Annotated in this window: 19 protein-coding genes and 2 tRNA genes; 13 read left to right on the top strand and 8 right to left on the bottom strand. The window is 69.7% G+C overall.

From position 1 onward, the window contains the following. The first annotated feature begins 70 nt into the window (after positions 1 to 70). Positions 71 to 826 carry a uracil-DNA glycosylase family protein gene (locus tag ABD693_RS09945; protein ID WP_344696905.1) on the top strand — a complete coding sequence of 252 codons (756 nt, stop codon included), beginning with the start codon at positions 71 to 73 and terminating at the stop codon, positions 824 to 826. Beyond that, entirely contained in the window at positions 823 to 2,517 is a 1,695-nt protein-coding gene (locus tag ABD693_RS09940) for a lytic transglycosylase domain-containing protein (RefSeq protein ID WP_344696904.1), read from the top strand. Before ABD693_RS09945 ends, ABD693_RS09940 begins: the two co-directional genes overlap by 4 nt. 2 nt (positions 2,518 to 2,519) lie before the next feature. Here the strand turns inward: ABD693_RS09940 and ABD693_RS09935 are convergent, their stop codons facing one another. Further along, positions 2,520 to 2,669 carry a hypothetical protein gene (locus ABD693_RS09935; RefSeq protein WP_344696903.1) on the bottom strand — a complete coding sequence of 50 codons (150 nt, stop codon included), beginning with the start codon at positions 2,667 to 2,669 and terminating at the stop codon, positions 2,520 to 2,522. 99 nt (positions 2,670 to 2,768) lie between these two features. On the opposite strand from ABD693_RS09935, the gene ABD693_RS09930 reads away from it, so the two are divergent. Genes ABD693_RS09930 through ABD693_RS09915 form a run of 4 tightly spaced genes read left to right on the top strand, consistent with a single transcriptional unit; the run spans position 2,769 to position 5,834 of the window. Then, the gene (locus ABD693_RS09930) at positions 2,769 to 3,839 is read left to right on the top strand and encodes a PA0069 family radical SAM protein (RefSeq protein ID WP_344696902.1); all 1,071 of its coding nucleotides are present in this window, start codon (positions 2,769 to 2,771) and stop codon (positions 3,837 to 3,839) included. 53 nt (positions 3,840 to 3,892) lie between these two features. Beyond that, positions 3,893 to 5,296, top strand: a complete 1,404-nt coding sequence (locus ABD693_RS09925) for a M28 family peptidase (protein WP_344696901.1) — start codon at positions 3,893 to 3,895, stop codon at positions 5,294 to 5,296. After that, on the top strand, positions 5,293 to 5,514 hold the full coding sequence (locus tag ABD693_RS09920) for a hypothetical protein (RefSeq protein WP_344696900.1): 222 nt from the start codon (positions 5,293 to 5,295) through the stop codon (positions 5,512 to 5,514). The genes ABD693_RS09925 and ABD693_RS09920 overlap by 4 nt, the downstream gene beginning before the upstream one ends. After that, positions 5,511 to 5,834, top strand: coding sequence for a hypothetical protein (locus ABD693_RS09915; RefSeq protein ID WP_344696899.1), 324 nt, complete (start codon positions 5,511 to 5,513; stop codon positions 5,832 to 5,834). Before ABD693_RS09920 ends, ABD693_RS09915 begins: the two co-directional genes overlap by 4 nt. Positions 5,835 to 5,850: 16 nt before the next feature. On the opposite strand, the gene ABD693_RS09910 is transcribed toward ABD693_RS09915, so the two are convergent. Further along, positions 5,851 to 5,925: transfer RNA gene (locus ABD693_RS09910), tRNA-Ile, on the bottom strand. 123 nt (positions 5,926 to 6,048) lie between these two features. Between ABD693_RS09910 and ABD693_RS09905 the strand changes: the two genes are divergently transcribed. Both ABD693_RS09905 and ABD693_RS09900 read left to right on the top strand, forming a co-directional pair. Then, positions 6,049 to 6,603 (top strand): PilZ domain-containing protein, encoded by a 555-nt coding sequence (locus tag ABD693_RS09905; RefSeq protein WP_344696898.1) that lies wholly within the window; start codon positions 6,049 to 6,051, stop codon positions 6,601 to 6,603. Positions 6,604 to 6,644: 41 nt separating this feature from the next. Further along, positions 6,645 to 6,721 (top strand) — tRNA-Pro (locus ABD693_RS09900). 4 nt (positions 6,722 to 6,725) lie between these two features. Here ABD693_RS09900 and ABD693_RS09895 read toward each other — a convergent pair. Beyond that, positions 6,726 to 8,111, bottom strand: coding sequence for a histidine kinase dimerization/phospho-acceptor domain-containing protein (locus ABD693_RS09895; RefSeq protein WP_344696897.1), 1,386 nt, complete (start codon positions 8,109 to 8,111; stop codon positions 6,726 to 6,728). Between the two features lie 222 nt (positions 8,112 to 8,333). Between ABD693_RS09895 and ABD693_RS09890 the strand changes: the two genes are divergently transcribed. Then, complete coding sequence (locus tag ABD693_RS09890) at positions 8,334 to 9,509, top strand: vWA domain-containing protein (protein ID WP_344696896.1); 1,176 nt, start codon at positions 8,334 to 8,336, stop codon at positions 9,507 to 9,509. A gap of 246 nt (positions 9,510 to 9,755) precedes the next feature. Here ABD693_RS09890 and ABD693_RS09885 read toward each other — a convergent pair whose 3' ends face one another. Both ABD693_RS09885 and ABD693_RS09880 read right to left on the bottom strand, forming a co-directional pair. Continuing rightward, positions 9,756 to 10,958, bottom strand: a complete 1,203-nt coding sequence (locus tag ABD693_RS09885) for an exo-beta-N-acetylmuramidase NamZ family protein (RefSeq protein WP_344696895.1) — start codon at positions 10,956 to 10,958, stop codon at positions 9,756 to 9,758. Positions 10,959 to 10,968: 10 nt separating this feature from the next. After that, complete coding sequence (locus ABD693_RS09880) at positions 10,969 to 11,505, bottom strand: DOMON-like domain-containing protein (protein ID WP_344696894.1); 537 nt, start codon at positions 11,503 to 11,505, stop codon at positions 10,969 to 10,971. A gap of 48 nt (positions 11,506 to 11,553) precedes the next feature. On the opposite strand from ABD693_RS09880, the gene tyrS reads away from it, so the two are divergent. Beyond that, positions 11,554 to 12,789 (top strand): tyrosine--tRNA ligase, encoded by a 1,236-nt coding sequence (gene tyrS, locus ABD693_RS09875; RefSeq protein ID WP_344696893.1) that lies wholly within the window; start codon positions 11,554 to 11,556, stop codon positions 12,787 to 12,789. A gap of 95 nt (positions 12,790 to 12,884) precedes the next feature. Here the strand turns inward: tyrS and recG are convergent, their stop codons facing one another. Continuing rightward, a complete protein-coding gene (gene recG / locus ABD693_RS09870; RefSeq protein ID WP_344696892.1) occupies positions 12,885 to 14,936 on the bottom strand; it encodes an ATP-dependent DNA helicase RecG in 2,052 nt (683 codons plus the stop codon). Between the two features lie 103 nt (positions 14,937 to 15,039). Between recG and ABD693_RS09865 the strand changes: the two genes are divergently transcribed. Genes ABD693_RS09865 through mfd form a run of 3 tightly spaced genes read left to right on the top strand, consistent with a single transcriptional unit; the run spans position 15,040 to position 20,087 of the window. Next, a complete protein-coding gene (locus ABD693_RS09865) occupies positions 15,040 to 16,278 on the top strand; it encodes a hypothetical protein (RefSeq protein WP_344696891.1) in 1,239 nt (412 codons plus the stop codon). Between the two features lie 54 nt (positions 16,279 to 16,332). Further along, the gene (locus tag ABD693_RS09860; RefSeq protein WP_344696890.1) at positions 16,333 to 16,599 is read left to right on the top strand and encodes an FAD assembly factor SdhE; all 267 of its coding nucleotides are present in this window, start codon (positions 16,333 to 16,335) and stop codon (positions 16,597 to 16,599) included. Further along, positions 16,596 to 20,087 (top strand): transcription-repair coupling factor, encoded by a 3,492-nt coding sequence (mfd, locus tag ABD693_RS09855; RefSeq protein WP_344696889.1) that lies wholly within the window; start codon positions 16,596 to 16,598, stop codon positions 20,085 to 20,087. The genes ABD693_RS09860 and mfd overlap by 4 nt, the downstream gene beginning before the upstream one ends. Here mfd and ABD693_RS09850 read toward each other — a convergent pair. Next, positions 20,084 to 20,815, bottom strand: coding sequence for a class I SAM-dependent methyltransferase (locus ABD693_RS09850; RefSeq protein ID WP_344696888.1), 732 nt, complete (start codon positions 20,813 to 20,815; stop codon positions 20,084 to 20,086). The genes mfd and ABD693_RS09850 overlap by 4 nt on opposite strands. Before the next feature lie 11 nt (positions 20,816 to 20,826). Next, positions 20,827 to 21,636, bottom strand: coding sequence for an EAL domain-containing protein (locus tag ABD693_RS09845; RefSeq protein WP_344696887.1), 810 nt, complete (start codon positions 21,634 to 21,636; stop codon positions 20,827 to 20,829). Between the last annotated feature and the right edge of the window lie 18 nt (positions 21,637 to 21,654).

The following is a 21,654-nucleotide window of genomic DNA, read 5'->3' as shown; positions in this document are numbered from 1 at the left end:
TATCACCTGCAATTGGGCTTGGCGCTCGACGCCCCTTCCGTCAATGGCCGCAAGGACTATGGTAGCGGCAATGACGGTCGAGGTGGAGACAGGCGGACTGACCCGCGCCGAAGCGGCAAGCCTGCTCGCCTGGTGGGTCGAGGCGGGCGTCGACGTCGCGATCCAGGAGGAAGGCCGCGACTGGCGCAAGGCCGCGCCCCGTCCGGCGCCTGTCGCAGCCGAGCCTGTCAGCACCGCCGGCGAAACGGTCGCCCGAGCGCCTTCCGCGCCCGAGCCGGTGCGCGAGCGGCCGCAGACCCTCGACGCCTTCCACGCCTGGCTCGCCTCCTCGGCCGACCTGCCGCTGTTCCGCGCCGGCGCGGCGCGCGCGCTGCCGCATGGACCTGCCGAGGCCGAGATCATGCTGCTCACCGGAATCCCGCAGCCCGACGACATCGCCGAGGGCAAGCCGATCGGCGGCGAGGCGTGGACGCTCGCGGTCCGGATGCTCGCCGCCATCGGGATCGCGCCCGACACCGCCTACGTCGCCGCGCTGACCTGTTTCTCGGCCGGCGGCACGCGCTTCACGCCGGCCGAGACCGAGGCGTGCCGCGACAACATCCTGGCGCAGATCGGGCTCGCCCGCCCGAAACGGCTGCTGCTCCTCGGCGACGCGCCCGCCAAGCTGCTGCTCGGCCAGTCGGTCGCGCTGGCCCGGGGGCGGCTCCACCAGATCGGCGGGGTGCCCGCCGTCGCCACCTACGCACCGCACCACCTGCTCAAGCGCAGCGAGGACAAGAAGCTCGCCTGGGCCGACCTCCTGCTCCTCATGGGAAATGACCGTTGATCGCCCTAGTAATCGCGTCCCTTCTTGCCCCCGCCCAGCCGACCAAACCGCCCGAGGATCCGCTCGCCCCAATCACCGAGCCGCACGAGGAGGATACCACCCCCACCCCGCCGCCGACCGCGGTCGTGACGGTGCCCAAGGACTGGCCGGGCGTGTTCGCCGCGATCCGCAGCAGCCAGTGGGCCGCCGCGCAGGCAGGCATCGCCGCGCTTGCCCCCTCGCCGCTCACCCCGCTCGCCAAGGCGCAGCTCTACACCGCCAAGGGGTCGCCCCCGGTCACCGCCGAACAGGTCACGGCCTTGCTCGCGCAGGCGCCCGAACTGCCGCAGGCCGAGCAGTTGCAGCGGCTCGCGGTCGCCAAGGGCGCGCTCCAGACCCCCGCGGTCCCGCGCCGCGCCGCGCTCGTGCCGATCGGCGCGACTCCGCGCCGGGGACGGACGAGCCCGGTCGTGGGTGACGCGGTCGCGGACCAGCTCCGCGTCGCGCTGGAGCCGCTGGTGAAGGTCGACGATGCCGCCGGCGCCGAAGCGCTGCTCAACGCCCAGTCAGCGCTCCTCACGCCCGAAGCGCGGGCCGAGCTCGGCCAGCGCGTGGCCTGGATCTATTATGTCCGCGGCGACGACATGAACGCCCGCCGGGTCGCCGACTTCGCGCGCCAGGGCACGTCGGGTCCCTGGGGCGTCCAGGCCGAGTGGGTGGATGGCCTCGCCAGCTGGCGCCAGAACGACTGCGAGGGCGCCGCCCGCGCCTTCCGCGAGGTCGGCCAGCGGTCGGGCGAAGCGAGCCTGTCGGCCGCCGGCTATTACTGGTCGGCCCGCGCGGAAATGGCCTGCCGCCGCCCCGCCGCCGTCCAGGCCCTGCTCAAGGCCGCCGCACGCAGCCAAGAGACGTTCTACGGCCTCCTCGCCCGCAAGACGCTGGCGATGGACACGACGCTCGACCCGCTCGACCTCGCGCCCGCTGCACGGATCGCCGCGCTCCCGAACATCGTCCGTGCCGAAGCACTGGTGAAGCTGGGCGAGCGCGACATGGCGGGCGAGCTCCTGCGCCACCAAGCGCGGATCGGGGCGCCCGCCGACCAGCCCGCGCTCGCCGCCGAGGCGCGCAAGCTCGAGCTCGCCGCGACACAGCATTTCCTCGCCCATTTCGGCCAGCCCGGCGCGCGCGTGCCCGCCGCCGCCCGCTATCCCGCGCCAAGCTGGGCGCCGCGCGAAGGCTGGACGATCGACCCCGCGCTGGCGCTCGCCCATTCCCTGCAGGAATCCTCCTTCCGCGCCGAAGCGGTCAGCCAGGCCGGCGCGGTCGGGCTGATGCAGGTCCTGCCGACCACCCGCGACCTCATCAGCCGGAGCCGGGGCCTGCCGACGGGCAACCTCAAGGACGTCGGCGTCAACTTGAGCTTTGGCCAGGCCTGGATCCAGTGGATGCGCAGCCATCCCGCGACCGGTGGCCAGCTGCCCAAGGTCATCGCCAGCTACAATGCCGGGCCGCTTCCGGTCGGCCGCTGGCAAGTCAACGACCGCGGCGATCCGCTGCTGTGGATCGAAAGCATGCCTTATTGGGAAACGCGTTATTACGTGCCCGCGGTGATGCGGAACCTGTGGGTCTATCAGGGCTTTGCGGGAACCCCGACCACGACCCTGACCGAGCTCGCCCAGCACCGCTGGCCGACCTTCCCGGTCAGGCGCTAGGCCTAGTTGCGGAAGAGAAAGCCCGGCCAGCGCATCAGGCCGGGCCGCCGCAGCCGCCGCTGGTCCTCTTCGAACGCCCGCTGCTGCTCTTCCGCCAGGCTCGGCCGAAGCGGAACGGGCTGCTGGTCGCGGGAAAGCCGGTCCTTATCCATGACTTGAATTATAGAGGGCGCGCGTGACGCCCTGCCCTCACTTATGTTTCAGGCAAAAGTCGTTCTTGTTCTGTTCTGCATGCGGAGTAGAATGGCGTCATGCCGGTCGAGTCGATCCAAGGTCGCGGCGCCACCCGCAACGCCACGCCCACGCGTTTTCGCCTGCCCGAGCGGCTGGTCGAGGGCGACTGGCTGGATGAGGTCGAGGCGCTCGACGGCGTGCCGCGGCGGCGCACGGTGGTGACGGTCGAACGGCCCAAGTCGATCCTTACCCGCAACACCTCGCCCGACATCGGCTTCGACCGCTCGGTCAATCCCTATCGCGGGTGCGAGCATGGCTGCATCTATTGCTTCGCGCGGCCCACGCACGCCTATCACGACCTGTCCCCCGGCGTGGATTTCGAGAGCCGGCTGTTCGTGAAGCCCGATGCCGCCAAGCTGCTGCACGCGGCCTTGTCGCGGCCCGGCTACGACTGCGCGCCGATCGCGCTCGGGACCAACACCGACCCCTATCAGCCGATCGAGGGCAAGTGGCGGGTGACCCGCTCGATCCTCGAACTGCTGACCGAGACCGACCACCCCTTCACCATCACCACCAAGTCCGACCGCGTGCTGCGCGACCTCGACCTCATCGCGCCGGCGGCGCACAAGGGGCTTGCCGCGGTGGCCGTGTCGGTCACCTCGCTCGACCCCAAGGTCAGCGGCACGCTCGAGCCCCGCGCCCCGGCCGGTGCCAAGCGGATCGAGGCGATCCGACGGCTGAACGAGGCGGGCGTCCCGACCCTGCTGGCGCTCGCCCCCGTCGTGCCGCAGATCACCGATCACGAGATGGAAAGGATCGTCGCCGCCGGAGCGGCCGCGGGAGCACGGGCGGGCTTCTACCTCCCGGTCCGACTGCCGCACGAGGTGGCGCCGCTGTTCCGCGCCTGGCTCGACGACCATTATCCCGACCGCGCGGCCAAGGTGATGGCGACGATCCAGTCCCTGCGCGGGGGCAAGGATAACGACCCCAATTTCTTCACCCGGATGCAGGGCCAGGGGCCGTGGGCCGAGCTCCTGCGAACCCGCTTCGAGAAAGCGTGCCGCAAGTCGGGGCTCGGAAGCGGCCGGCTCAAGCTTCGCCGCGACCTCTTCCGCCCGCCCGAGGGTCGGCAGATGCGTCTTCTGTAGCTTTTCGATGAACGGCGCTTGGCCCTCCTCCTCGGCCTGACTACACCACCCCCATGCGTATCCTGATCCCGGCCCTGCTCGCCGCCGCCGCCCTTCCCGCCATCGCCCAGACCCCGCCCGCCCCGCCGCCGCCCGTCACCGTCCCGGCCGACGTCGCGAAGCTGCGCGACGCGGCGCTGCAGGACGATTATGCCTGGGACATCACCGAAGGGCTGACTACCGAGGTCGGGCAGCGCCAGGCGGGCACCGAGGCCGAGGCCCGTGCCCGCGCCTGGGCGGTCGCGCGGCTTACCGCCATGGGCTTCGCGAATGTGCGCATCCAGCCCTTCACCATGCCGGTCTGGATCCGCGGCGCCGAAAGCGCCGAGATCCTTGCGCCCTTCCCGCAGAAGATGGTCGTCGCCGCGCTCGGCAACAGCGCCTCGACCGGCCCGGCGGGGATCACCGGTGAGGTGGTTGGCTTCGACAGCCTCGACGCGCTCCGCGCCGCCCCCGACAGCGCCGTGCGCGGCAAGATCGTCTTCATCGACCACAAGATGGCGCCGACCCAGGACGGGTCGGGCTACGGCCAGTTCGGTGCCCCGCGCCGCCAGGGTCCGACGATCGCCAGCCAGAAGGGCGCGGTCGGGATCGTGGTCCGCTCGATCGGCACCGACCACCACCGCAATCCGCACACCGGCACGCAGAGTTTCGCCAATGGCGCGACGCCGATCCCCGCCGGTGCGCTTTCGGTCCCCGACGCCGAGCAGATGGTCCGGATCCTCAAGCGCGGCCAGCCGATCCGGATGCACCTGACCCTCGTCAGCCGGACGCTCGCCGACCAGCAGTCGGGCAACGTCATCGCCGAGGTGCCGGGCCGCGATCCGAGCCTCGCGCCGGTCCTCGTCGGCGGCCATCTCGACAGCTGGGACCTCGCCACCGGCGCGATCGACGATGCGAGCGGGGTCGCCATCGCCGCCGCCGCCGCCAAGCGAATCATGGACGCCGGCCAGCCGCTGCGCACCATCCGCATCGTCTGGTTCGGCGCCGAAGAGCCCGGCCTGTTCGGCGGCGCCGCCTACCAGAAATCGCTCGGCACCCAGCCGCACTGGGCGATGCTCGAAAGCGACTTCGGCGCCGACCGCATCTGGCGCGTGACCAGCAAGCTCGGGACCGAGCGCCGCACCGAGGCGCGGACCATCGCGGCTGCGCTCGCGCCGCTCGGGATCGTCGCCGGCTCCTATGAGGAAGCCGAAGGCTCGGACATCGGACCGATGCTCGCCGCGGGGCAGCCGGGCGTCGGCCTCAGCCAGGACGGCACCCGCTACTTCGATTACCACCACACCCCCGACGACACGCTCGACAAGGTCGACAAGGAGCAGCTGCGCCAGAACGTCGCCGCCTGGACCGCGACGGTCGCCGTGCTCGCCGGTCCGATCAGCCCGCGTCCCGCGCCCAAGGCCGGCCGGCGCCGGTGAGCCGGGCGTTGGTGCCGCTGGGCCTGGCGCTGGCGCTCGCCGCCTGCTCGCAGGACAATGGCAATGACGTCGCGCCCTTGCCCGAGCCGACCGCGGCTGGCGCCAACAACCTGATGGCCGAGGCCGAGCGCGCGGCGGCGAATGCGGCGAAGCGTGCGGAGCCGAACAGCGGGTCCGCACGTTCGGCGGGCGAAACCAACAACGAGGTCACCCCATGAATCGCGCTCTTCTCCTTGCCGTTCTCCCGCTCGGTCTCGCCGCCTGCAACGTCGAGCGCGACGCCGGCAACGACACCACCTCGGTCAGCGTCAACGAAGCCAAGGTCGACCGCACGCTCGACAAGGCCGGCGATGCGATCAAGGGCGTCGCCAACGACGTCAAGGACGCTGCGCGCGACGCCAAGCCGGGTCTCGAAAAGGCCGCCAACGACGCGGGCGACACGCTCAAGCAGGCCGGCGACAAGATCGAGAATGGCGCCGATCGCGCGGCCACCGACGTGCGCCGCGAAACCAACGAAGCGACCGCCAATCGCCAGTAGGTCGTGACGGCGGGGTTGGTGGGCCCGGAGGGATTCGAACCCCCAACCTGGCCGTTATGAGCGGCTGGCTCTACCATTGAGCTACAGGCCCCGCCCCGCCTCCTAGTGAGTGCGGGGCCGCTGGCCAAGCATCGCTGGCACGCGCCAGTGTATTTGCTCCGATATGGTGCGATCGCTTAGCGCGGCGATAGACAAAGCCTAGCATGGGGGAGCGATGTCCCCTTCCGTCCCCGCCACCGACGATCGGCCGACCGCGGAGCAGCGCCGCGCGGCGCGGTCCAGCATGTTCATCACCTGCACCCTCACTCTGAAGGGCGAGCAGGCGCAGGTGCGGGTCCGCAACATGTCGCCCGACGGCGCGCTGGTCGAAACGCCCCTCGCCCCGCCGGCGGGAAGCCTCGTCCGGCTGGTCCGCGGAACGCTCGTCGTCGAGGGCAAGGTCGCCTGGGCGACCGAGCGGCATGTCGGGCTGCGCTTCTCCTCGCCGGTCACCGTCCCGCTGTGGATGGGCCGCTTGCAGGAACAGGCCGCGCTCGCGCCCCGGCCGCTTGGCAACGACCTCAGCATGACCATCGCCCTCCTCGAAACGCTCGGCGACGAACTCACTGCCTCGCCGGCGACCGTGGCCGAGCATCCGGTCGCCCTCCAGAAGCTCGACATCGCGGTTCAGCTGCTGCGCGCGCTCCAGCTGCAGGAGGGCACCGAGGGGCGGCTTGGCCAGCTCGAGACCCTGCGCGCGGCGAGCGCCGAGGCGATGCGCTGGCGCTAATGCTTGCCCCTCCGGCCCGCCTGACCTAGGGGCGGGTCCGTCGGGGAGTGGCGCAGCCTGGTAGCGCGTCTGCTTTGGGAGCAGAGGGTCGCAGGTTCGAATCCTGTCTCCCCGACCAGCGGCTAGCCCGCGAGCGGCAGCAGCAGCACCAGTCGCTCGGGCCCGATATCGAGCCGGCCCCCGATCATTCCCGCCAGTCCCTGCACCAGCCGGAGCGCGAAGCGCATGCCGGTCTGCCCGCGGTCGTCGAGGAGCCGGCGCTCGCTCAGACCCGCCAGCGCGCGCGGCCGGTCGATGGCGATCGCGATCTGGCCCCCGAGGCGATCGATGACGAGGCCGAGGCGCTCGCTCGACAGGGTCGAATCGAGAAGCGCGCCGGCGAACTGGCGGAGCAGGCGCTCGGCGAGCAAAGGCTGCAGCGCGAGCTGGCCGACCCCCGAGCGGTCCTGGACCAGAAGCTGGATATTGCGGTCGGCGGCTTCCTCGCGGAGGGTGGCGACGACCGCGCGGAGCTGGTCGATCCCGGTTCGCGCTTCGCCCGAAACGCGCCCCGAACGAAGCCGGGCGGCAAGGTCGAGATTGTCGACCGCATCGGCGAGGCGGCGGGCCTGGCGGACGATCTCGGTCGCGCGCTCGCGATAGGCGCGGTGCGCAGGGCCGAGATATTGGCCCTCGATGATCTCGCCGAAGCCGATGATGGCGTTCAATGGCGTGCGCAGCTCGTGCATCAGCTCGCGCAGGTCGTCGTCCTCGGGCAGCGGCGATGCCGGCAGCGCAGCGGGCTCGGCGCCCTCGCGGCGGGCGATCCCGCGATAGCCCGCGAAGCGACCGGTGTCGGCGAAGAAGGCGGGGGTTCCGGTCCAGCGCCATTCGCCCATCAGCGCGCCGTCGTCGGCGAGGACCAAGGGCTCGTCGGCGAACGGCAGGCGCGCGGCGAAGCGGTCGGCGAACGGCTCGGTCAGGCTGCGGCCGATGAGCGCGGCGCGCGGGGCGCCCTCGACCCAGTCGATCTCTCCGGTCGGGCCGCATTCCCAGCGGAACAGGCCGGCGGGCGGCGGCGCGGGGGGCGTAGCGACGGGAGCGGGAGCCGCAGCGAGAGCGGGAGCGATGGCATTGGCAGGTTCGGGCTGCAGCTCGGCAGCATCGGGGGCCACGGCTTCCATCGGCTGGCGCGAGGCGAGGAGTGGCAGGACGTCAGGCGCAGCGACGGCACGGACCGCGCTCCAGCCCGCGGCGTCGAGCTCGGCGGCCATGACCAGCGCGGCCGAAGCGGTGGCGCCGCGCGCCGCGAACAGCGCGACGAGCTCGGTCGGAACGGCGGGCCCGGCGATCGCGCGTGCGGTGGCGGCGAGCGTGTCGGCGGGAATGTCCTCCATCAGCGCCGCGATCCGCTCGAGCGCCAGGTCGCGCATGCGGCTCGCCCCCTCGCCGGCGCGGGCGACCAGCTCGACCAGCTGGCGCCACTGCACCGCCCGGCCGCGCGGGTCGGCGGCAGGCTGGTCAAGCACGGTCGCAAGGCGATCGTCGAAACGGATGGCTCAGTTCTTTCGCGCGCGGAGGGACATGGGGAATTCAATGAGGAGCGGTTAACCGCAAGGGAAGAGCGGCTTGATTAAGCATCCCATAACGGCACATCGCGAAATGCGCTCCGCCCTCGTGTCCCCACTGTGCCTTTCTGCGACACTTTGAGGCTGCTTTCGCCCGGCCGGCGGTTGGGCTAGTCCGCAGCGATGTTCATTTCCTTCGTCGAGGCGCTGCGCAAGGGCGGCATCCCCGCCAGCCTCAAGGAACATCTCCTGCTGCTCGAGGCGCTCGACGCCGAGGTAATCGAGCGCACGCCGGAGCAATTCTACTATCTCGCCCGCTCGGTGTTCGTCCATGACGAGACCAAGCTCGACCGCTTCGACCGGGTGTTCGGTGAGGTCTTCAAGGGACTGATCGCGCCTGAAGACGAGAATCCGGCGCTGCCTGAAGAGTGGCTGCGGCTGGTCGCGGAGAAGTATCTGACGCCCGAGGAAATGGCGCAGATCAAGTCCTTGGGCTCGTGGGACGAGATCATGGAAACGCTGAAGAAGCGGCTCGAGGAGCAGGAAGGACGGCACCAGGGCGGGTCGAAGTGGATCGGCACCGGCGGCACCTCCCCCTTCGGCCATGGTGGCTATAATCCCGAGGGCGTCCGGATCGGCGGGCCGGGCAAGCATGGCCGCGCGATCAAGGTGTGGGAAAAGCGCGAATTCCAAGACCTCGACGACCGCCGCGAGATCGGGACGCGGGCGATCAAGGTCGCGCTGCGCCGGCTCCGCCGCTTCGCCCGCGAGGGCGCGGCTGACGAGCTCGACATCGAGGGGACGATCGACGGCACCGCGCGGCGCGGCTGGCTCGACGTCCGGATGCGGCCCGAGCGGCACAATGCGGTGAAGCTGCTCCTCTTCCTCGACATCGGCGGGTCGATGGACGGGCACGTCAAGCTGGTCGAGGAGCTGTTCAGCGCCTGCCGGACCGAGTTCAAACACCTCGAGCATTATTACTTCCACAACTGCATCTACGAGGGCGTGTGGAAGGAGAACCGCCGGCGCTGGACCGAGCGGACGAACACCTGGGACATCCTCCACAAATATGGCGCCGACCATAAGCTCGTGATCGTCGGCGATGCCTCGATGAGCCCCTATGAGGTGACCCAGCCGGGCGGGTCGATCGAGCATATGAACGAGGAGAGCGGCGCGACCTGGCTCAGGCGGCTGACCGGCACCTATGCCAGCGCGGCGTGGATCAACCCGACGCCCGAGGCCTATTGGGGCCACTCGGCCTCGACCGCGCTGATCCGGCAGCTGATGGACGAGCGGATGTACGGGCTGACGCTCGAAGGGCTCGAGCAGGCGACGCGGGCGCTCAGCCGGAAGAAGTGAGCGCCGGCCAGGGTCACGAAGGTCCCGGGGTCCGCGAGTCGCTTTTCGCGCGCATCAGCGCTTCGAATGTCAGAAAATAGCCAAATATGGAAAAATGCGAAGGTCCCATACTGTGACCTCGTGCCGCCGTTGCCAGAACTGAGAAAGAGCCGATAAGGTTAGTTAATCAGGCGAAATCCTACTTGGCAAGGAAGGAGCGGGAGCCCGGATCAGGTCCGGGGTGACGCCTGCGCAGAGGCCTGTGCTTCAGTAGAGGCGGCAATCGGCGGTGTCGGCTTCCCACGCCTGTTCGTCGGGGCGGGTGCGGACGTCGAGGTCGTCGGCTTGCGCGGCCCGGTCATCGACCCAGGCGCGCAGCGCGGGCCCGCCGTTGATGACGTCGATCGCGAGCTTGTCGAACTCATATTCGTAAGGAAAATCGCGCCACAGCTCGTAGTCGGGCAGGAGGTTGCGGATCGCCTTGAAGCCGAGCGCCTGGACCCGCCACGGACGGAAGGCGTGGTGATCGTAGGCCGGCCCTTCCGCATGGATGAAGAGGCCCGAGCAGAGCGTGTGCGCATGCTTGTGGAAGGTCGGCTCGATGAAGATCTCGCGCAAGCCGCAGCCATGAAGCCAGTGCGGGGCGACGCGCTCCATCTCGGCGTGGATCGCACGGGCGTCGAGGCCGGGGGCGGCGAACAGCTCCAATGCCCGCGTCGTCCCCCTGCCCTCGCTCAGCGTCGTGCCCTCGAGCATCACGGTGCCGGCATAAGCGCGGGCCATGTTGAGGGTCGCGGCATTGGGCGACGGGTTGATCCAGATGCGGTCCGCGGGCCAGCCGAAGCCGGGTGCGGCGTCGGGCTGCCAGCCCTCCATCGCGATGACGTGGTAAGCGACGTCGAGCTTGAAGTGGCGGACGAACCAGTGGCCCATCTCGCCCATGGTCAGGCCGTGGCGCATCGGCATGGGGCCCGCGCCCACAAAGCTCTCCCAGCCGGGCTCGAGGAGCGTCCCCTCGACCGGTCGGCCGGCGGGATTGGGGCGATCGAGCACCCACACTTCCTTGCCCGCGGCGGCGGCGGCCTCGAGCAGGTAGAGGAGGGTCGTGACGAAGGTGTAGATGCGGCAGCCGAGGTCCTGGAGGTCGAACAGGAAGACGTCGGCGCTGCTCATCATCTGGCCCGTCGGGCGGCGGACCTCGCCGTAGAGGCTGAAGACGGGAATTCCGAGGCGGGGGTCGAGCTCGTCGGCGGTCTCGACCATATTGTCCTGCTTGTCGCCCTTGAGCCCGTGCTGCGGGCCCATGGCGGCGGTGACGTTGAGGCCGGCGGCGACGAGCGCGTCGATGCTGTGGGTGAGGTCCTGCGTCACCGAGGCCGGGTGCGCGACGAGGCAGATGCGCTTGCCCTCGAGCGGTTTGCGAAGCGCGGGGTCGGCGAGCAGGCGGTCGATGCCGAAAAGGGTCGTCATGGCCGCTGCCTTACGCCAGCTTGGCGACGAAGCAATCCGGGTGGTGGAAGTCGGGCTCCGGGCCGGGGTGGTGGAGCGCCCAGTAGCTGCGGCGGCCATCGGCTTCCTCGATCACGGCGGAGAGGCCGAGGTTGAAGCGCCTGTCGGCGGGGATGGAAAGGGTCGCGCCGAGGCCCCACCAGGTCATGTTGTCCTCGGTCCGGACATAGGGCGGGCTGGCGACCTCGGAGGGCGCCATGCCTTCGCGTTCGGCGGCGAACCGATAGGCCTGCCAGTCGCCCGACGGCGCGAAATTCCATTCCTGGTAAGCGACTTGACCGGCTTCCTTGAGGAAGCATTCGAAGCACGTCCGCTGCCACAGTTCGTTCCGCCTGGCGGGCGCCTCGGCGGGCGGATCGACGAGGAAGCGGCCGATCGGCGCGCTGACCCCGAACCACAGGTTGAGTGTCGCGGTCTCGCCGAAGGCGGCGGAGCGCTCGGCCGAGGCCCAGAGGGTGAAGGGCGGGTTCGGAACCGTGCTCGGGTGCGGAATCAATTCGAAGCGCATGCGCGCATCTTACGATATCGCACGCGGTAAGCTAAGCGCCTGCGCATCATGACGACCTACAGCTCTTCGCTTCTCCAGCTCCTCTCGGAGCGCGGCTACATCCACCAGGCGACCGATGCGGCGGCGCTCGACGCGCTGGCGGGGCGCGAGATCGTCACGGGCTATATCGGTTTCGACGCGACCGCGCCCTCGCTCCATGTCGGGAGCCTGGTGCAGATCATGATGCTGCGGCGGATGCAGCAGGCGGGGCACAAGCCGATCGTGCTGATGGGCGGTGGCACGAGCAAGATCGGCGATCCCTCGTTCAAGGACGAGGCGCGCAAGCTGCTGGGCGACGAGTCCATCAAGGCGAATATCGACGGCATCGCCAGGGTGTTCGGGCGCTTCCTCACCTTCGGCGACGGGCCGAGCGACGCGGTGCTGGTCGACAATGCCGAGTGGCTCGACCGCCTCGAATACATCCCCTTCCTGCGCGAGATCGGACAGCATTTCTCGGTCAACCGGATGCTGAGCTTCGACAGCGTCAAGCTCCGGCTCGACCGCGAGCAGTCGCTGTCCTTCCTCGAATTCAATTACATGATTTTGCAGGGCTATGATTTCCTCGAGCTCAACCGCCGGGTCGGTTGCCGCCTGCAGATGGGCGGGTCGGACCAGTGGGGGAATATCGTCAACGGAATCGAGCTCACGCGCCGGGTCGCGGGCGCCGAGGTCTATGGCGTGACCACCCCGCTCATCACCACCGCCGACGGCGGCAAGATGGGCAAGACCGCGAACGGGGCGGTGTGGCTCAATGCCGAGGGGCCTGAAGGCTTTACGCTAAGCGCCTACGATTACTGGCAGTTCTGGCGCAATGCGGCGGATGCGGACGTGGGCCGCTTCCTGCGGCTGTTCACCGATTTGCCGCTGGGCGAAATCGCCCGGCTCGAGGCGCTGGAGGGGGCCGAGATCAACGGCGCCAAGGTGGTGCTGGCGACCGAGGCGACCGCACTGCTTCATGGCCGAGAGGCGGCCGAGGCGGCGGCGGCGACCGCCGCGGCGACCTTTACCGGCGGCGGCTCGGGCGAGGCGCTGCCGAGCGTCGAGACCGGCGGCGAGATCGGGGTGCTGGCGGCGCTGGTGGGCTTGGGCTTCTGTGCGTCGAATGGGGAAGCGAAGCGCAAGGTCGCCGAGGGCGCGGTGAAGCTCGACGGCGAGGCCGTGAGCGACATTGCAGCCGTGATTTCCGTCACTTGCGAGCGCAAGCTCAGCCTCGGCAAGAAGAAGCACGGGCTGTTGCTGCCCTGATCGTCATGCCGGGCTCGACCCGGCATCCATCTGCCTCGGCCAGAATTTTGAAGAAGGTGGACCCCGGATCAAGTCCGGGGTGACGGGTGGTGCCCCTATCCGCTCCGCAGCAGGTCCACCGCCTGGTCGCGCTCGAACAGGTAGAGGCAAAGCCGGGCGGCCTGACCGCGCTCGCCCGAGAGGCCGCCGTCGCGGTCGAGGAGCAGGCGGGCGTCCTGCGTCGCCATGGGGACGAGTTCCTGCACCTGCTCGGGGTTGGCGAGACGGAATTGCGCTTCGCCGCTTTGGCGGACCCCGAGGATCTCGCCGGGCCCGCGCAGGCGGAGGTCTTCCTCGGCGATGCGGAAGCCGTCGTTGGTCTCGCGCATGAGGGCGAGGCGCGCCCTGCCCGTCTCGCTCAAGCTGCCGCCGCGCAGGAGGAGACAGGTCGATTTGGCCGCGCCGCGCCCGACCCGGCCGCGCAGCTGGTGCAGCTGGGCAAGGCCGAAGCGCTCGGCCCCCTCGATGATCATCAAGGCGGCATTGGGGACGTCGACCCCGACCTCGATGACGGTGGTAGCGACGAGGATCTTCAAGCGATTCGCGGCGAACTCGGCCATGACCGCATCCTTTTCCGCGCCCTTCATCCGGCCGTGGACGAGCCCGACCTGGCCGGGGAAACGCAGCGCCAGTGCGGCGGCGCGGTCCTCGGCGGCGGCGGCATCGCTGGTCTCGCTTTCGGCGACGAGCGGGCAGACCCAATAAGCCTGTCCGCCCGCGGCGACGTGGCGGCCGAGGCCCTCGACCACCTCGGCAAGCTTTTCCTCGGAGATGACGCGGGTCTCGACCGGGGTCCGGCCGGGGGGCATCTCGTCGATCTTGGAGACGTCCATCTCGCCATATTGGGTGAGGGTGAGCGTCCGCGGAATCGGGGTCGCGGTCATCGCGAGGAGGTGCGGCGGGCGCTCGGCCTTGGAGGTCAGGAGCAGGCGCTCGGAGACGCCGAAGCGGTGCTGCTCGTCGATCACGACGAGTCCGAGGCGCCTGTAGGCGACCTTCTCCTGGAAGATGGCGTGGGTCCCGACGAGGATGTCGATCGACCCGTCGGCAAGCCCCATCAGCGTCGAATCGCGCACTCGGCCCTTGTCCCGCCCCGTGAGGATGGCGACCCGGATCCCGAGCGAATCCAGCTGCTTGAGCAGGGTCGCATGATGTTGCCTCGCAAGGATCTCGGTCGGCGCGAGCATCGCCGCCTGCGCGCCCGCCTCGACCGCCTCGAGCATGGCGAGCAGCGCGACCAGCGTCTTGCCCGAACCGACGTCGCCCTGGAGCAGGCGAAGCATCGGCACGTCCTGGCCCATGTCGCCGCGGATCTCGTCCACCACGCGGCGCTGGGCGCCGGTCAGCGAATAGGGCAGCTTGAGCGCCTGCGTCAGCCGCCCGTCACCGCGCAACGGAACGCCCTTCTTGCGGCGGCTGACCTGGCGGAGGAGCTGGAGCGCGAGCTGGTTGGCGAAGATCTCGTCATAGGCGAGACGGGTTCGGGCGCTCGCCTCATCGGGCTCGGCATGGACCGTGGCGAGCGCCGTGCGCCAGTCCTTCCAGCCATGGCGGGCAAGGACCGAGGGCTCGATCCATTCGGGCAGCACCGGCGCGAGGGTGAGGCTGGCGGCGACGAGATCGCGCAACCGGCGGCTGGTGAGGCCCTCGGTCAGCGGATAGACGGTTTCCTTGAGTGCGGGCTCGGCCTTGCCGGGCTCGGTCACCTCGGGATGGATGATCTGCCATTCGTCGCCATAGGCTTCGAGCTTGCCGGTGACGGTGCGCTTTTCGCCGAGCGGCAGCTGCTTGGCCGCCCAGCCGCCGTTGTTGAAGAAGGCGAGGGTCAGCATGTTCCCCTCCCCGTCCACCGCATGGACCCGCGTCGGCCCGCGCCCGCGGCTCTGGCGGACCTCGGTCGGGGTGACGTCGAGGATCACCTGCCGCCCGAGCAGCACCGGCGAGGCGCCCGGCGCCCGGATCCGCTCGATCGCCCCGGTGGGGAGGTGGAAGAGCAGGTCGACCGCGCGCGAGATCCCGAGCTTCGCCAGCTGCTTCGCGACCTGCGGGCCGACGCCCTTCAGCGTCTCGGCTTCGGCGAACAGGGGATTGAGGAGCTCGGGGCGCATCGTACCGACAGCGTTAGCAGCCCGCGAGAAGGCAGCAATCCCGACTTTGCGCAGCGTGCCTCCTCTCCTATCGACGGCCCCCGAGTTGCGTTGGAGATTTGCATTGATCAATCGAATCTGGGCCGCGGCGGCCATGCTTGGCGTGGCGAGCGCGGCGATGGCGCAATCGCCGCCCAAGGTGCCGGCGCCGACGTTCGAGGCGAAGCTTCTCGCCTCGCGCGCACCGCTGCGGCTCGAACGCGGCACGCTGACCGGTGCCGGCGCCGACCTCCTTCGCCGCGAGATCGCGCAAAGCCGTTTCGTGATGATCGGCGAGGACCATGGAACCCGCGAGATCCCGGCCTTCGTGTCCGCGATCTGCGGGATGGTCGGGCGGGGTCGCCTGTCGGGTTACGCGGTCGAGGCCGGCCCGATCGCCGCGGCCAAGATCGGGCCCATGCTCAACGCTCCCGACCGGGCCGGGAAGGTCGCGCAATTCGCCCGCACCTATCCCAATGCCGTCGCCTTCCTCGATATTGCGGAGGACAATGAAACGGCAGCGGCCTGTGCCGCCGCCAGCGGTCGCCGCGACTTCCGGCTGATCGGCACCGATCAGGAATTCATCGGGTCGGGACTATTTCTCCTCGACCAGATCCTCGCGACCCGGCTTTCGCTCCAAGCGCGCCGTGCGGTCGTTGCCCTGCGCGCCCGCGAAGCCGCCGCGGCGTCGGCGGCCCGCCAGTCCGGTGATCCGTCCAAGCTGCTGATGCTGTCCGCGCCCCTCGCCGAGCTGGAAGCGGTCGACGCACTGCTTGGGCGCGGCAGCAATCCGGAGGCCCGAAAACTGTTCACGGGCTTGCTGAAGAGCCGCGCTATCTATGCGATGGAGGGCAATCGCTCGAACACGCTGCGGGCGAGCCTCCTCAAGCAGAATTTTGGTGCAGGACTGCCGGCGACGGGGACGGTCGTTGCCAAGTTCGGCGCGCTCCACGCCTACAAGGGCTTCAACCCGCTCAACAACCTCGACCTCGGGAATTTCGTCGCCGAGCAGGCGGAGCACGAGGATGCCCGGTCGCTCCATGTCGTGATCCTCGGCGCGCGCGGTCAGCATGCGAACTTTGCCGGCTTCGCCAAGCCATTTGCGGCGAGCGACTATGTCATGGCCGACGAAGGCCTCCTCAAATGGTTCGCTGCGGCTGCCAGCCGCCAACTGCCGGGGAGTTGGACCCTGTTCGATCTGCGCACCCTGCGCCATGCCCGGGTCACCGGAATCGAGCCCGAATGGCAGCGGGCCATCAACGGCATCGACATCCTCATCGTCATCCCCGAGACGACCGCCGCGCATTCGGCCTCGGACCGCTGAGAACCGCCTTCGGTCCGCCTTCCGTTTGGAGGGCGCAGCGCCTACATGGCCCCCATGCTCGACGACGTGACGACCAAGCGCCTGCGGTGGCGGGCCCATCATCGTGGGACCAAGGAGGCCGACCGGATGATCGGCGGCTTCTTCGATCGCTATTGCGGCGGCTGGACGCCCGAGGAGCAGGCCTTGTTCGAGGCGCTGCTCGAGGAGCAGGACGTCGACATCATGGCGTGGGCGATCGGGACCCAGCCGGTGCCTGAGCGGTTTCAGGGTCCGATGATGACCCTGATGCAACGCCTCGACTACCTCCCGATCGACCGGTGAGCGATCTCCAGCGTATCCTGAAGGCGGGCGAACCGCTGACGCTGGCGAGCGTGCCGGCGGGCTTCCTGCCGTGGCTCGCGGCCAATCTCGCGCGCGCCGCGCATGGGCGCGCAGGGAGCGGGCGGCTGGTGGTGATCGCGTCCGACGAGGCGGCGATGCGCGCGCTCGCCGAGACCGCGCCGGCCTTCGCGCCCGAGCTCGAGGTCGTCACCTTTCCGGCGTGGGACTGCCTGCCCTACGACCGCGCCTCCCCTGCCCTCCGGGTCATGGCCGAGCGCCTGTCCGCGCTGCACCGGCTGCAGGGCAGGATCGAGCGGCCGCAGCTGTTCGTCACCACCGCCAATGCCGCGACCCAGCGGACCCTGACCCCGTTCCGGATCCGCCAGCTGACGCGGCGCCTCGCGCCCGGCGAGCGGATGGAGCGCGAGGCGCTGATCACGCTGCTGACCGCCAACGGCTATCACCGGACCGACAACGTGTCCGAGGCGGGCGAGTTCGCGGTGCGCGGTGGGCTCCTCGACCTCTATCCCTCGGGACTGCCGCACGCGATCCGGCTCGATTTCTTCGGCGACGAGATCGAGACGATGCGCGCCTTCGATCCCGCCGACCAGCGCACCATCGGCGCGGCGGAGGCCTTCACGCTGATGCCCGCGTCCGAGGCCCTCCTCGACGAGGACAGCGTCAAGCGCTTCCGGGCACGCTACCGCGAGCATTTCGGCGCCACCGCGACCGGCGATCCGCTCTACCAGGCGGTAAGCGAAGGCCGGCGGCTGGCGGGGATGGAGCATTGGCTGCCCTTGTTCGAGGAGCGGCTCGACACCCTCTTCGCGCATCTTGGCGATGGCGACCTGATCATCCGCGACGGCGGGGTCGACGGGTCGATCGTAAGCCGGCGCGAGGCGATCCAGGACTATTTTTCGAACCGCGAACGGGCGATGGTCGCCGAGCCCGGCAGCTACCGGCCGCTCGCCCCGTCCGAACTCTATCTCTCGACCAAGGAATGGGACGGGCTGGTCGCCGACCGGCCGATCCACCTCGCCTCGGCCTTCCCCGAGCCCGCGTCAAACAAGGTGATCGACTTCGGCGTGACGCTGGCGCGCGATTTCGCGCCCGAGCGGACGGCGCAGGAGAATGTCTACGAAGCCGTGGTCAAGCACGTCGGCAAGCTCAAGAAAGACCACAAGATCATCCTGGCGAGCTACACCGTCGGCGCGCGCGAGCGGCTGGCGGGGTTGCTCAAGGATCACGGGCTCGTCAGCCAGAAGCTGGCGGACAGCTGGCAGGACGCGCTGGGCGCGCCGCAGGACGCGGCGCTGCTGGTGCTGCCGCTCGACCATGGCTTCACCACGCCCGATATCGCGGTGCTCACCGAGCAGGACATGCTCGGCGACCGGCTGGTGCGGCGGCGCAAGCGCCGCAAGAGCGCCGACGCCTTCCTCAGCGAACTGGCGACGCTGACGCCGGGCGACCTCGTCGTCCATGCCGAGCACGGCATCGGCCGCTACGAGGGGCTGACGCAGGTCCAGGTCGGCAAGAGCCCGCACGACTGCGTCGCGCTCGAATATGCCGGCGGCAACAAGCTCTACGTGCCGGTCGAGAATATCGACGTCCTGTCGCGCTATGGCAGCGGCGAGGAAGGCGTGGCGCTCGACCGGCTCGGCGGCGAGGCGTGGCAGCGGCGCAAGGCGCGGATGAAGGAGCGGATCCGCGAGATCGCGGGCGAGCTCATCAAGACCGCGGCGCTGCGCGCGACCCGGCAGGGCGTCGTGGCCGAGCCCGACAGCGCCTATCCCGCGATGGTCGACCGCTTTCCCTACGAAGAGACCGATGACCAGAACCGCGCGATCGGCGACGTCCTCGAGGACCTCGCCGCCGGGCGGCCGATGGACCGGCTGGTGTGCGGCGACGTCGGCTTCGGCAAGACCGAGGTCGCGCTGCGCGCCGCGTTCGTGGCGGCGATGGCGGGCTATCAGGTGGCGGTGGTCTGTCCGACCACCCTGCTCGCCCGGCAGCATTATTCGAATTTCGTCGAGCGGATGAAGGGTTTCCCGATCGAGGTCGGGCGCCTGTCGCGGCTCGTTTCCTCGACCGAGGCCAAGCGGACCAAGGAGCTGCTCGAGGAAGGGCAGATCGACATCGTGGTCGGCACGCACGCGATCCTCGCCAAGGGCATCAAGTTCAAGAAGCTGGGGCTCGTCATCGTCGACGAGGAGCAGCGCTTCGGGGTGACGCACAAGGAGCGGCTCAAGGCCTTGAAGGCCGACGTCCACGTGCTGACGCTGACCGCGACGCCAATTCCCAGGACGCTGCAGATGGCGATGAGCGGGCTTCGCGAACTCAGCGTCATCCAGACCCCGCCGGTCGATCGCCTGGCGGTGCGGACCTACGTCACGCCGTGGGATCCGGTGGTGATCCGCGAGGCGCTGCTGCGCGAACATTATCGCGGCGGGCAGAGCTATTTCGTGGTCCCGCGAATCTCCGACCTTCCCGACATCGAGGAATGGCTGCGCGAGGAAGTGCCCGAGGTGAAGCCGATCGTCGCCCACGGCCAGCTCGCGCCGACCGAGGTCGAGGAGCGGATGAGCGCCTTCTACGACCGCAAATATGACGTGCTGCTGTCGACCACGATCGTCGAGAGCGGGCTCGACATTCCGAGCGCGAACACGCTGATCGTCCACCGCGCCGAGCGGTTCGGCCTCGCGCAATTGTACCAGCTGCGCGGGCGCGTCGGTCGGTCGAAGACCCGCGCCTACGCCTATATGACGACCCCGCCCGACCGGCAGGTGACCGAGACGGCGGAGAAGCGGCTGACGGTGCTGTCGAACCTCGACACGCTGGGCGCGGGCTTCCAGCTTGCGAGCCACGACCTCGACATTCGCGGCGCGGGCAATTTGCTCGGCGACGAGCAGTCGGGGCACATCAAGGAAGTCGGGTTCGAGCTCTATCAGTCGATGCTCGAGGATGCGATCCTCGACATGAAGGCTGGCGGCAACCGCGAGGACAAGCCCGACGAATTCTCGCCCCAGATCAATGTCGAGGCGCCGATCATGATCCCCGAGGATTACGTCCCCGACCTCGACCTGCGCATGGGCCTCTATCGCCGGCTGGGCGAGCTCGAGGCGCCGCAGGAAGTGGAGGAGTTCGCCGCCGAGCTCATCGACCGGTTCGGGAAATTGCCCGAGGAGACGAGCAACCTCCTGCAGGTGGTCGAGACCAAGATCCACTGCCGCGCGGCGTGCATCGCCAAACTGGATGCCGGACAGCGCGGCGCGGTCGTGACCTTCGCGCCGTCGGGCTTCCCCGAGGTCAAGGGATTGTTCGACTATATCGCGCGGCTGAAGGGGAGCGCGAAGCTTCGCCCCGACCAGAAGCTCGTCGTCAGCCGCGACTGGGCGACCCCGGCGCAGCGGCTGAACGGCGTGCTGCAGCTGAGCCGCGGGCTGGCGCGGGTCGCGGCGGCGGGGAAACGCGAGAAGGTCGCCGCCTAAAGGCGGTGGACCCGGCTGACGACCGGCATGGTGACGTGGCGCTTCTGGCCGTCGGGCCAGGCCTCGCGCAGCGCGGCGAAGGTGGCGTCGGTCACTGCTTCGCCGAGCTTCTGCACCACCGACCAGCTGCGGACATAGGCTTCCACCTGCGGCCGTTCCCAGGCGAGGTGGATGGCGGCGGGTGTCAGGCGGACCTCTTCGCCCGGAAGCTCCAGTGCGCGGTAGCCGTCGATCAGCGTCCAGTTGCCGGGCTGCCAGTGCGGCTCGACCTGTTTGAGCAGGCCGCCGACGATCGCGTCGACCTGCCGATCGACATACCACCAGCCGTAGCCGATCGCCGCGACGATCCCGCCGGGCTTGAGGAGACGCGTCACTTCGGTACCGAACGCGCGGGGCTCGAACCAGTGCGCGGCCTGCGCGGCGAGGATGAGGTCGCAGCTGGCATCGGGCAGGCTGCAGCGCTCGGCGGGCTCGACCGCATAAGTGACGCGCCCGGCAGGCTCGGCGGCGGCGATCTGCTCGGCGCTCGGGTCGGTCGCGAAGACGGCGTCGAAATGGGCCGCGAGGCTGCGCGCGGCCTGCCCGTTGCCCGTTCCGGCGTCCCACGCCTGCCCGCGGCCAGGCGCGAGCGCGGCGATGTCGGCGATGACGTGGGCGGGATAGGTCGGGCGGGCCGCGGCGTAGAGGCCGGCGTGGCCCGAGAAGAGGTCGATGAAGGGCGTGCTCACGCCCCCTTGTGTCACGCGGTAAGGAAGCCCGCCAGTTCCTCCTCGCCCATCGCCTTGGCGCCGAGGAAGCCCTGATAGTAATCGCAGCCCCAGTCGCGCAGGAGCGCGAGCTGCTCTTCCTCCTCGACCCCCTCGACCACGACCTTGAGTTCGAGTTCGCGGGCGAGCGCGATCAGGGCCTTGACCACGATCTGCGCGCGGCGGCCGCCGACGAGGTCGAGAATGAGGCCGCGGTCGATCTTGATGAGGTCGAGCGGGAGGGTCGTCAGCCAGGCGAGGCTGGCATAGCCGGTGCCGAAATCGTCGACCGCGATGCGGACCCCGGCGGCGCGCAGGCAGGCGAGCCGCGCGGCGGCGGCAACCGGATCGGCGATGAGCGAGCTTTCGGTGATCTCGGCGGTGATGCGTTCGGGTTGCAAGCCGGCGGCGGCGATCTCGTCGAGGAGCCAGCGTTCGTAGCCGGGCCGCGCGAGATCCTCGGGCAGGAGGTTGAGCGACAGGCGCAGGCTCGCCATCGCCCCGGTCCAGCCGGCGGCCGCCTGGAGCGCCTTGCGCTGGACCGAGCGCGACAGGCGCTCGGACAGGTTGGCGGCGGCGGCGCGGGCGAAGAGGTCCTCGGGAGCGAGCCCCTCGGGCGCACGGGCGAGCGCCTCGACACCGACGACCTTGCCGGTGGCGACGCTCCACTGCGGCTGGAAGGCGAGCGCGATCCGGTCGGCGGTGAGCAGTTCGAGGAGCGCCTTGTCCCGCCGCGGCATCGGCGCCGGGGTCGGCGGAAGGTCGCTGGCCCGCCGGGCGATGCTGATGGCGTTACGCTCCATGGGCGGCTTCATAGCCTC

The sequence above is a fragment of the Sphingomonas rosea genome (assembly GCF_039538065.1).
Lineage (GTDB): Bacteria > Pseudomonadota > Alphaproteobacteria > Sphingomonadales > Sphingomonadaceae > Sphingomicrobium > Sphingomicrobium rosea.
The sequence above is the reverse complement of the archived record's forward strand: the minus strand, read 5'-3'. Positions and strand labels throughout refer to the sequence as shown.

Excerpts from the sequence above, each read along its gene's own strand:
- ABD693_RS09905 (WP_344696898.1), top strand. The coding sequence starts at position 6,049 with ATGTCCCCTTCCGTCCCCGCCACCGACGATCGGCCGACCGCGGAGCAG.
- ABD693_RS09935 (WP_344696903.1), bottom strand. The coding sequence starts at position 2,669 with ATGGATAAGGACCGGCTTTCCCGCGACCAGCAGCCCGTTCCGCTTCGG.
- ABD693_RS09925 (WP_344696901.1), top strand. The coding sequence starts at position 3,893 with ATGCGTATCCTGATCCCGGCCCTGCTCGCCGCCGCCGCCCTTCCCGCC.
- ABD693_RS09930 (WP_344696902.1), top strand. The coding sequence starts at position 2,769 with ATGCCGGTCGAGTCGATCCAAGGTCGCGGCGCCACCCGCAACGCCACG.
- ABD693_RS09885 (WP_344696895.1), bottom strand. The coding sequence starts at position 10,958 with ATGACGACCCTTTTCGGCATCGACCGCCTGCTCGCCGACCCCGCGCTT.
- ABD693_RS09860 (WP_344696890.1), top strand. The coding sequence starts at position 16,333 with ATGCTCGACGACGTGACGACCAAGCGCCTGCGGTGGCGGGCCCATCAT.
- ABD693_RS09915 (WP_344696899.1), top strand. The coding sequence starts at position 5,511 with ATGAATCGCGCTCTTCTCCTTGCCGTTCTCCCGCTCGGTCTCGCCGCC.
- ABD693_RS09945 (WP_344696905.1), top strand. The coding sequence starts at position 71 with ATGACGGTCGAGGTGGAGACAGGCGGACTGACCCGCGCCGAAGCGGCA.
- recG (WP_344696892.1), bottom strand. The coding sequence starts at position 14,936 with ATGCGCCCCGAGCTCCTCAATCCCCTGTTCGCCGAAGCCGAGACGCTG.
- tyrS (WP_344696893.1), top strand. The coding sequence starts at position 11,554 with ATGACGACCTACAGCTCTTCGCTTCTCCAGCTCCTCTCGGAGCGCGGC.
- ABD693_RS09890 (WP_344696896.1), top strand. The coding sequence starts at position 8,334 with ATGTTCATTTCCTTCGTCGAGGCGCTGCGCAAGGGCGGCATCCCCGCC.
- ABD693_RS09845 (WP_344696887.1), bottom strand. The coding sequence starts at position 21,636 with ATGGAGCGTAACGCCATCAGCATCGCCCGGCGGGCCAGCGACCTTCCG.
- ABD693_RS09880 (WP_344696894.1), bottom strand. The coding sequence starts at position 11,505 with ATGCGCTTCGAATTGATTCCGCACCCGAGCACGGTTCCGAACCCGCCC.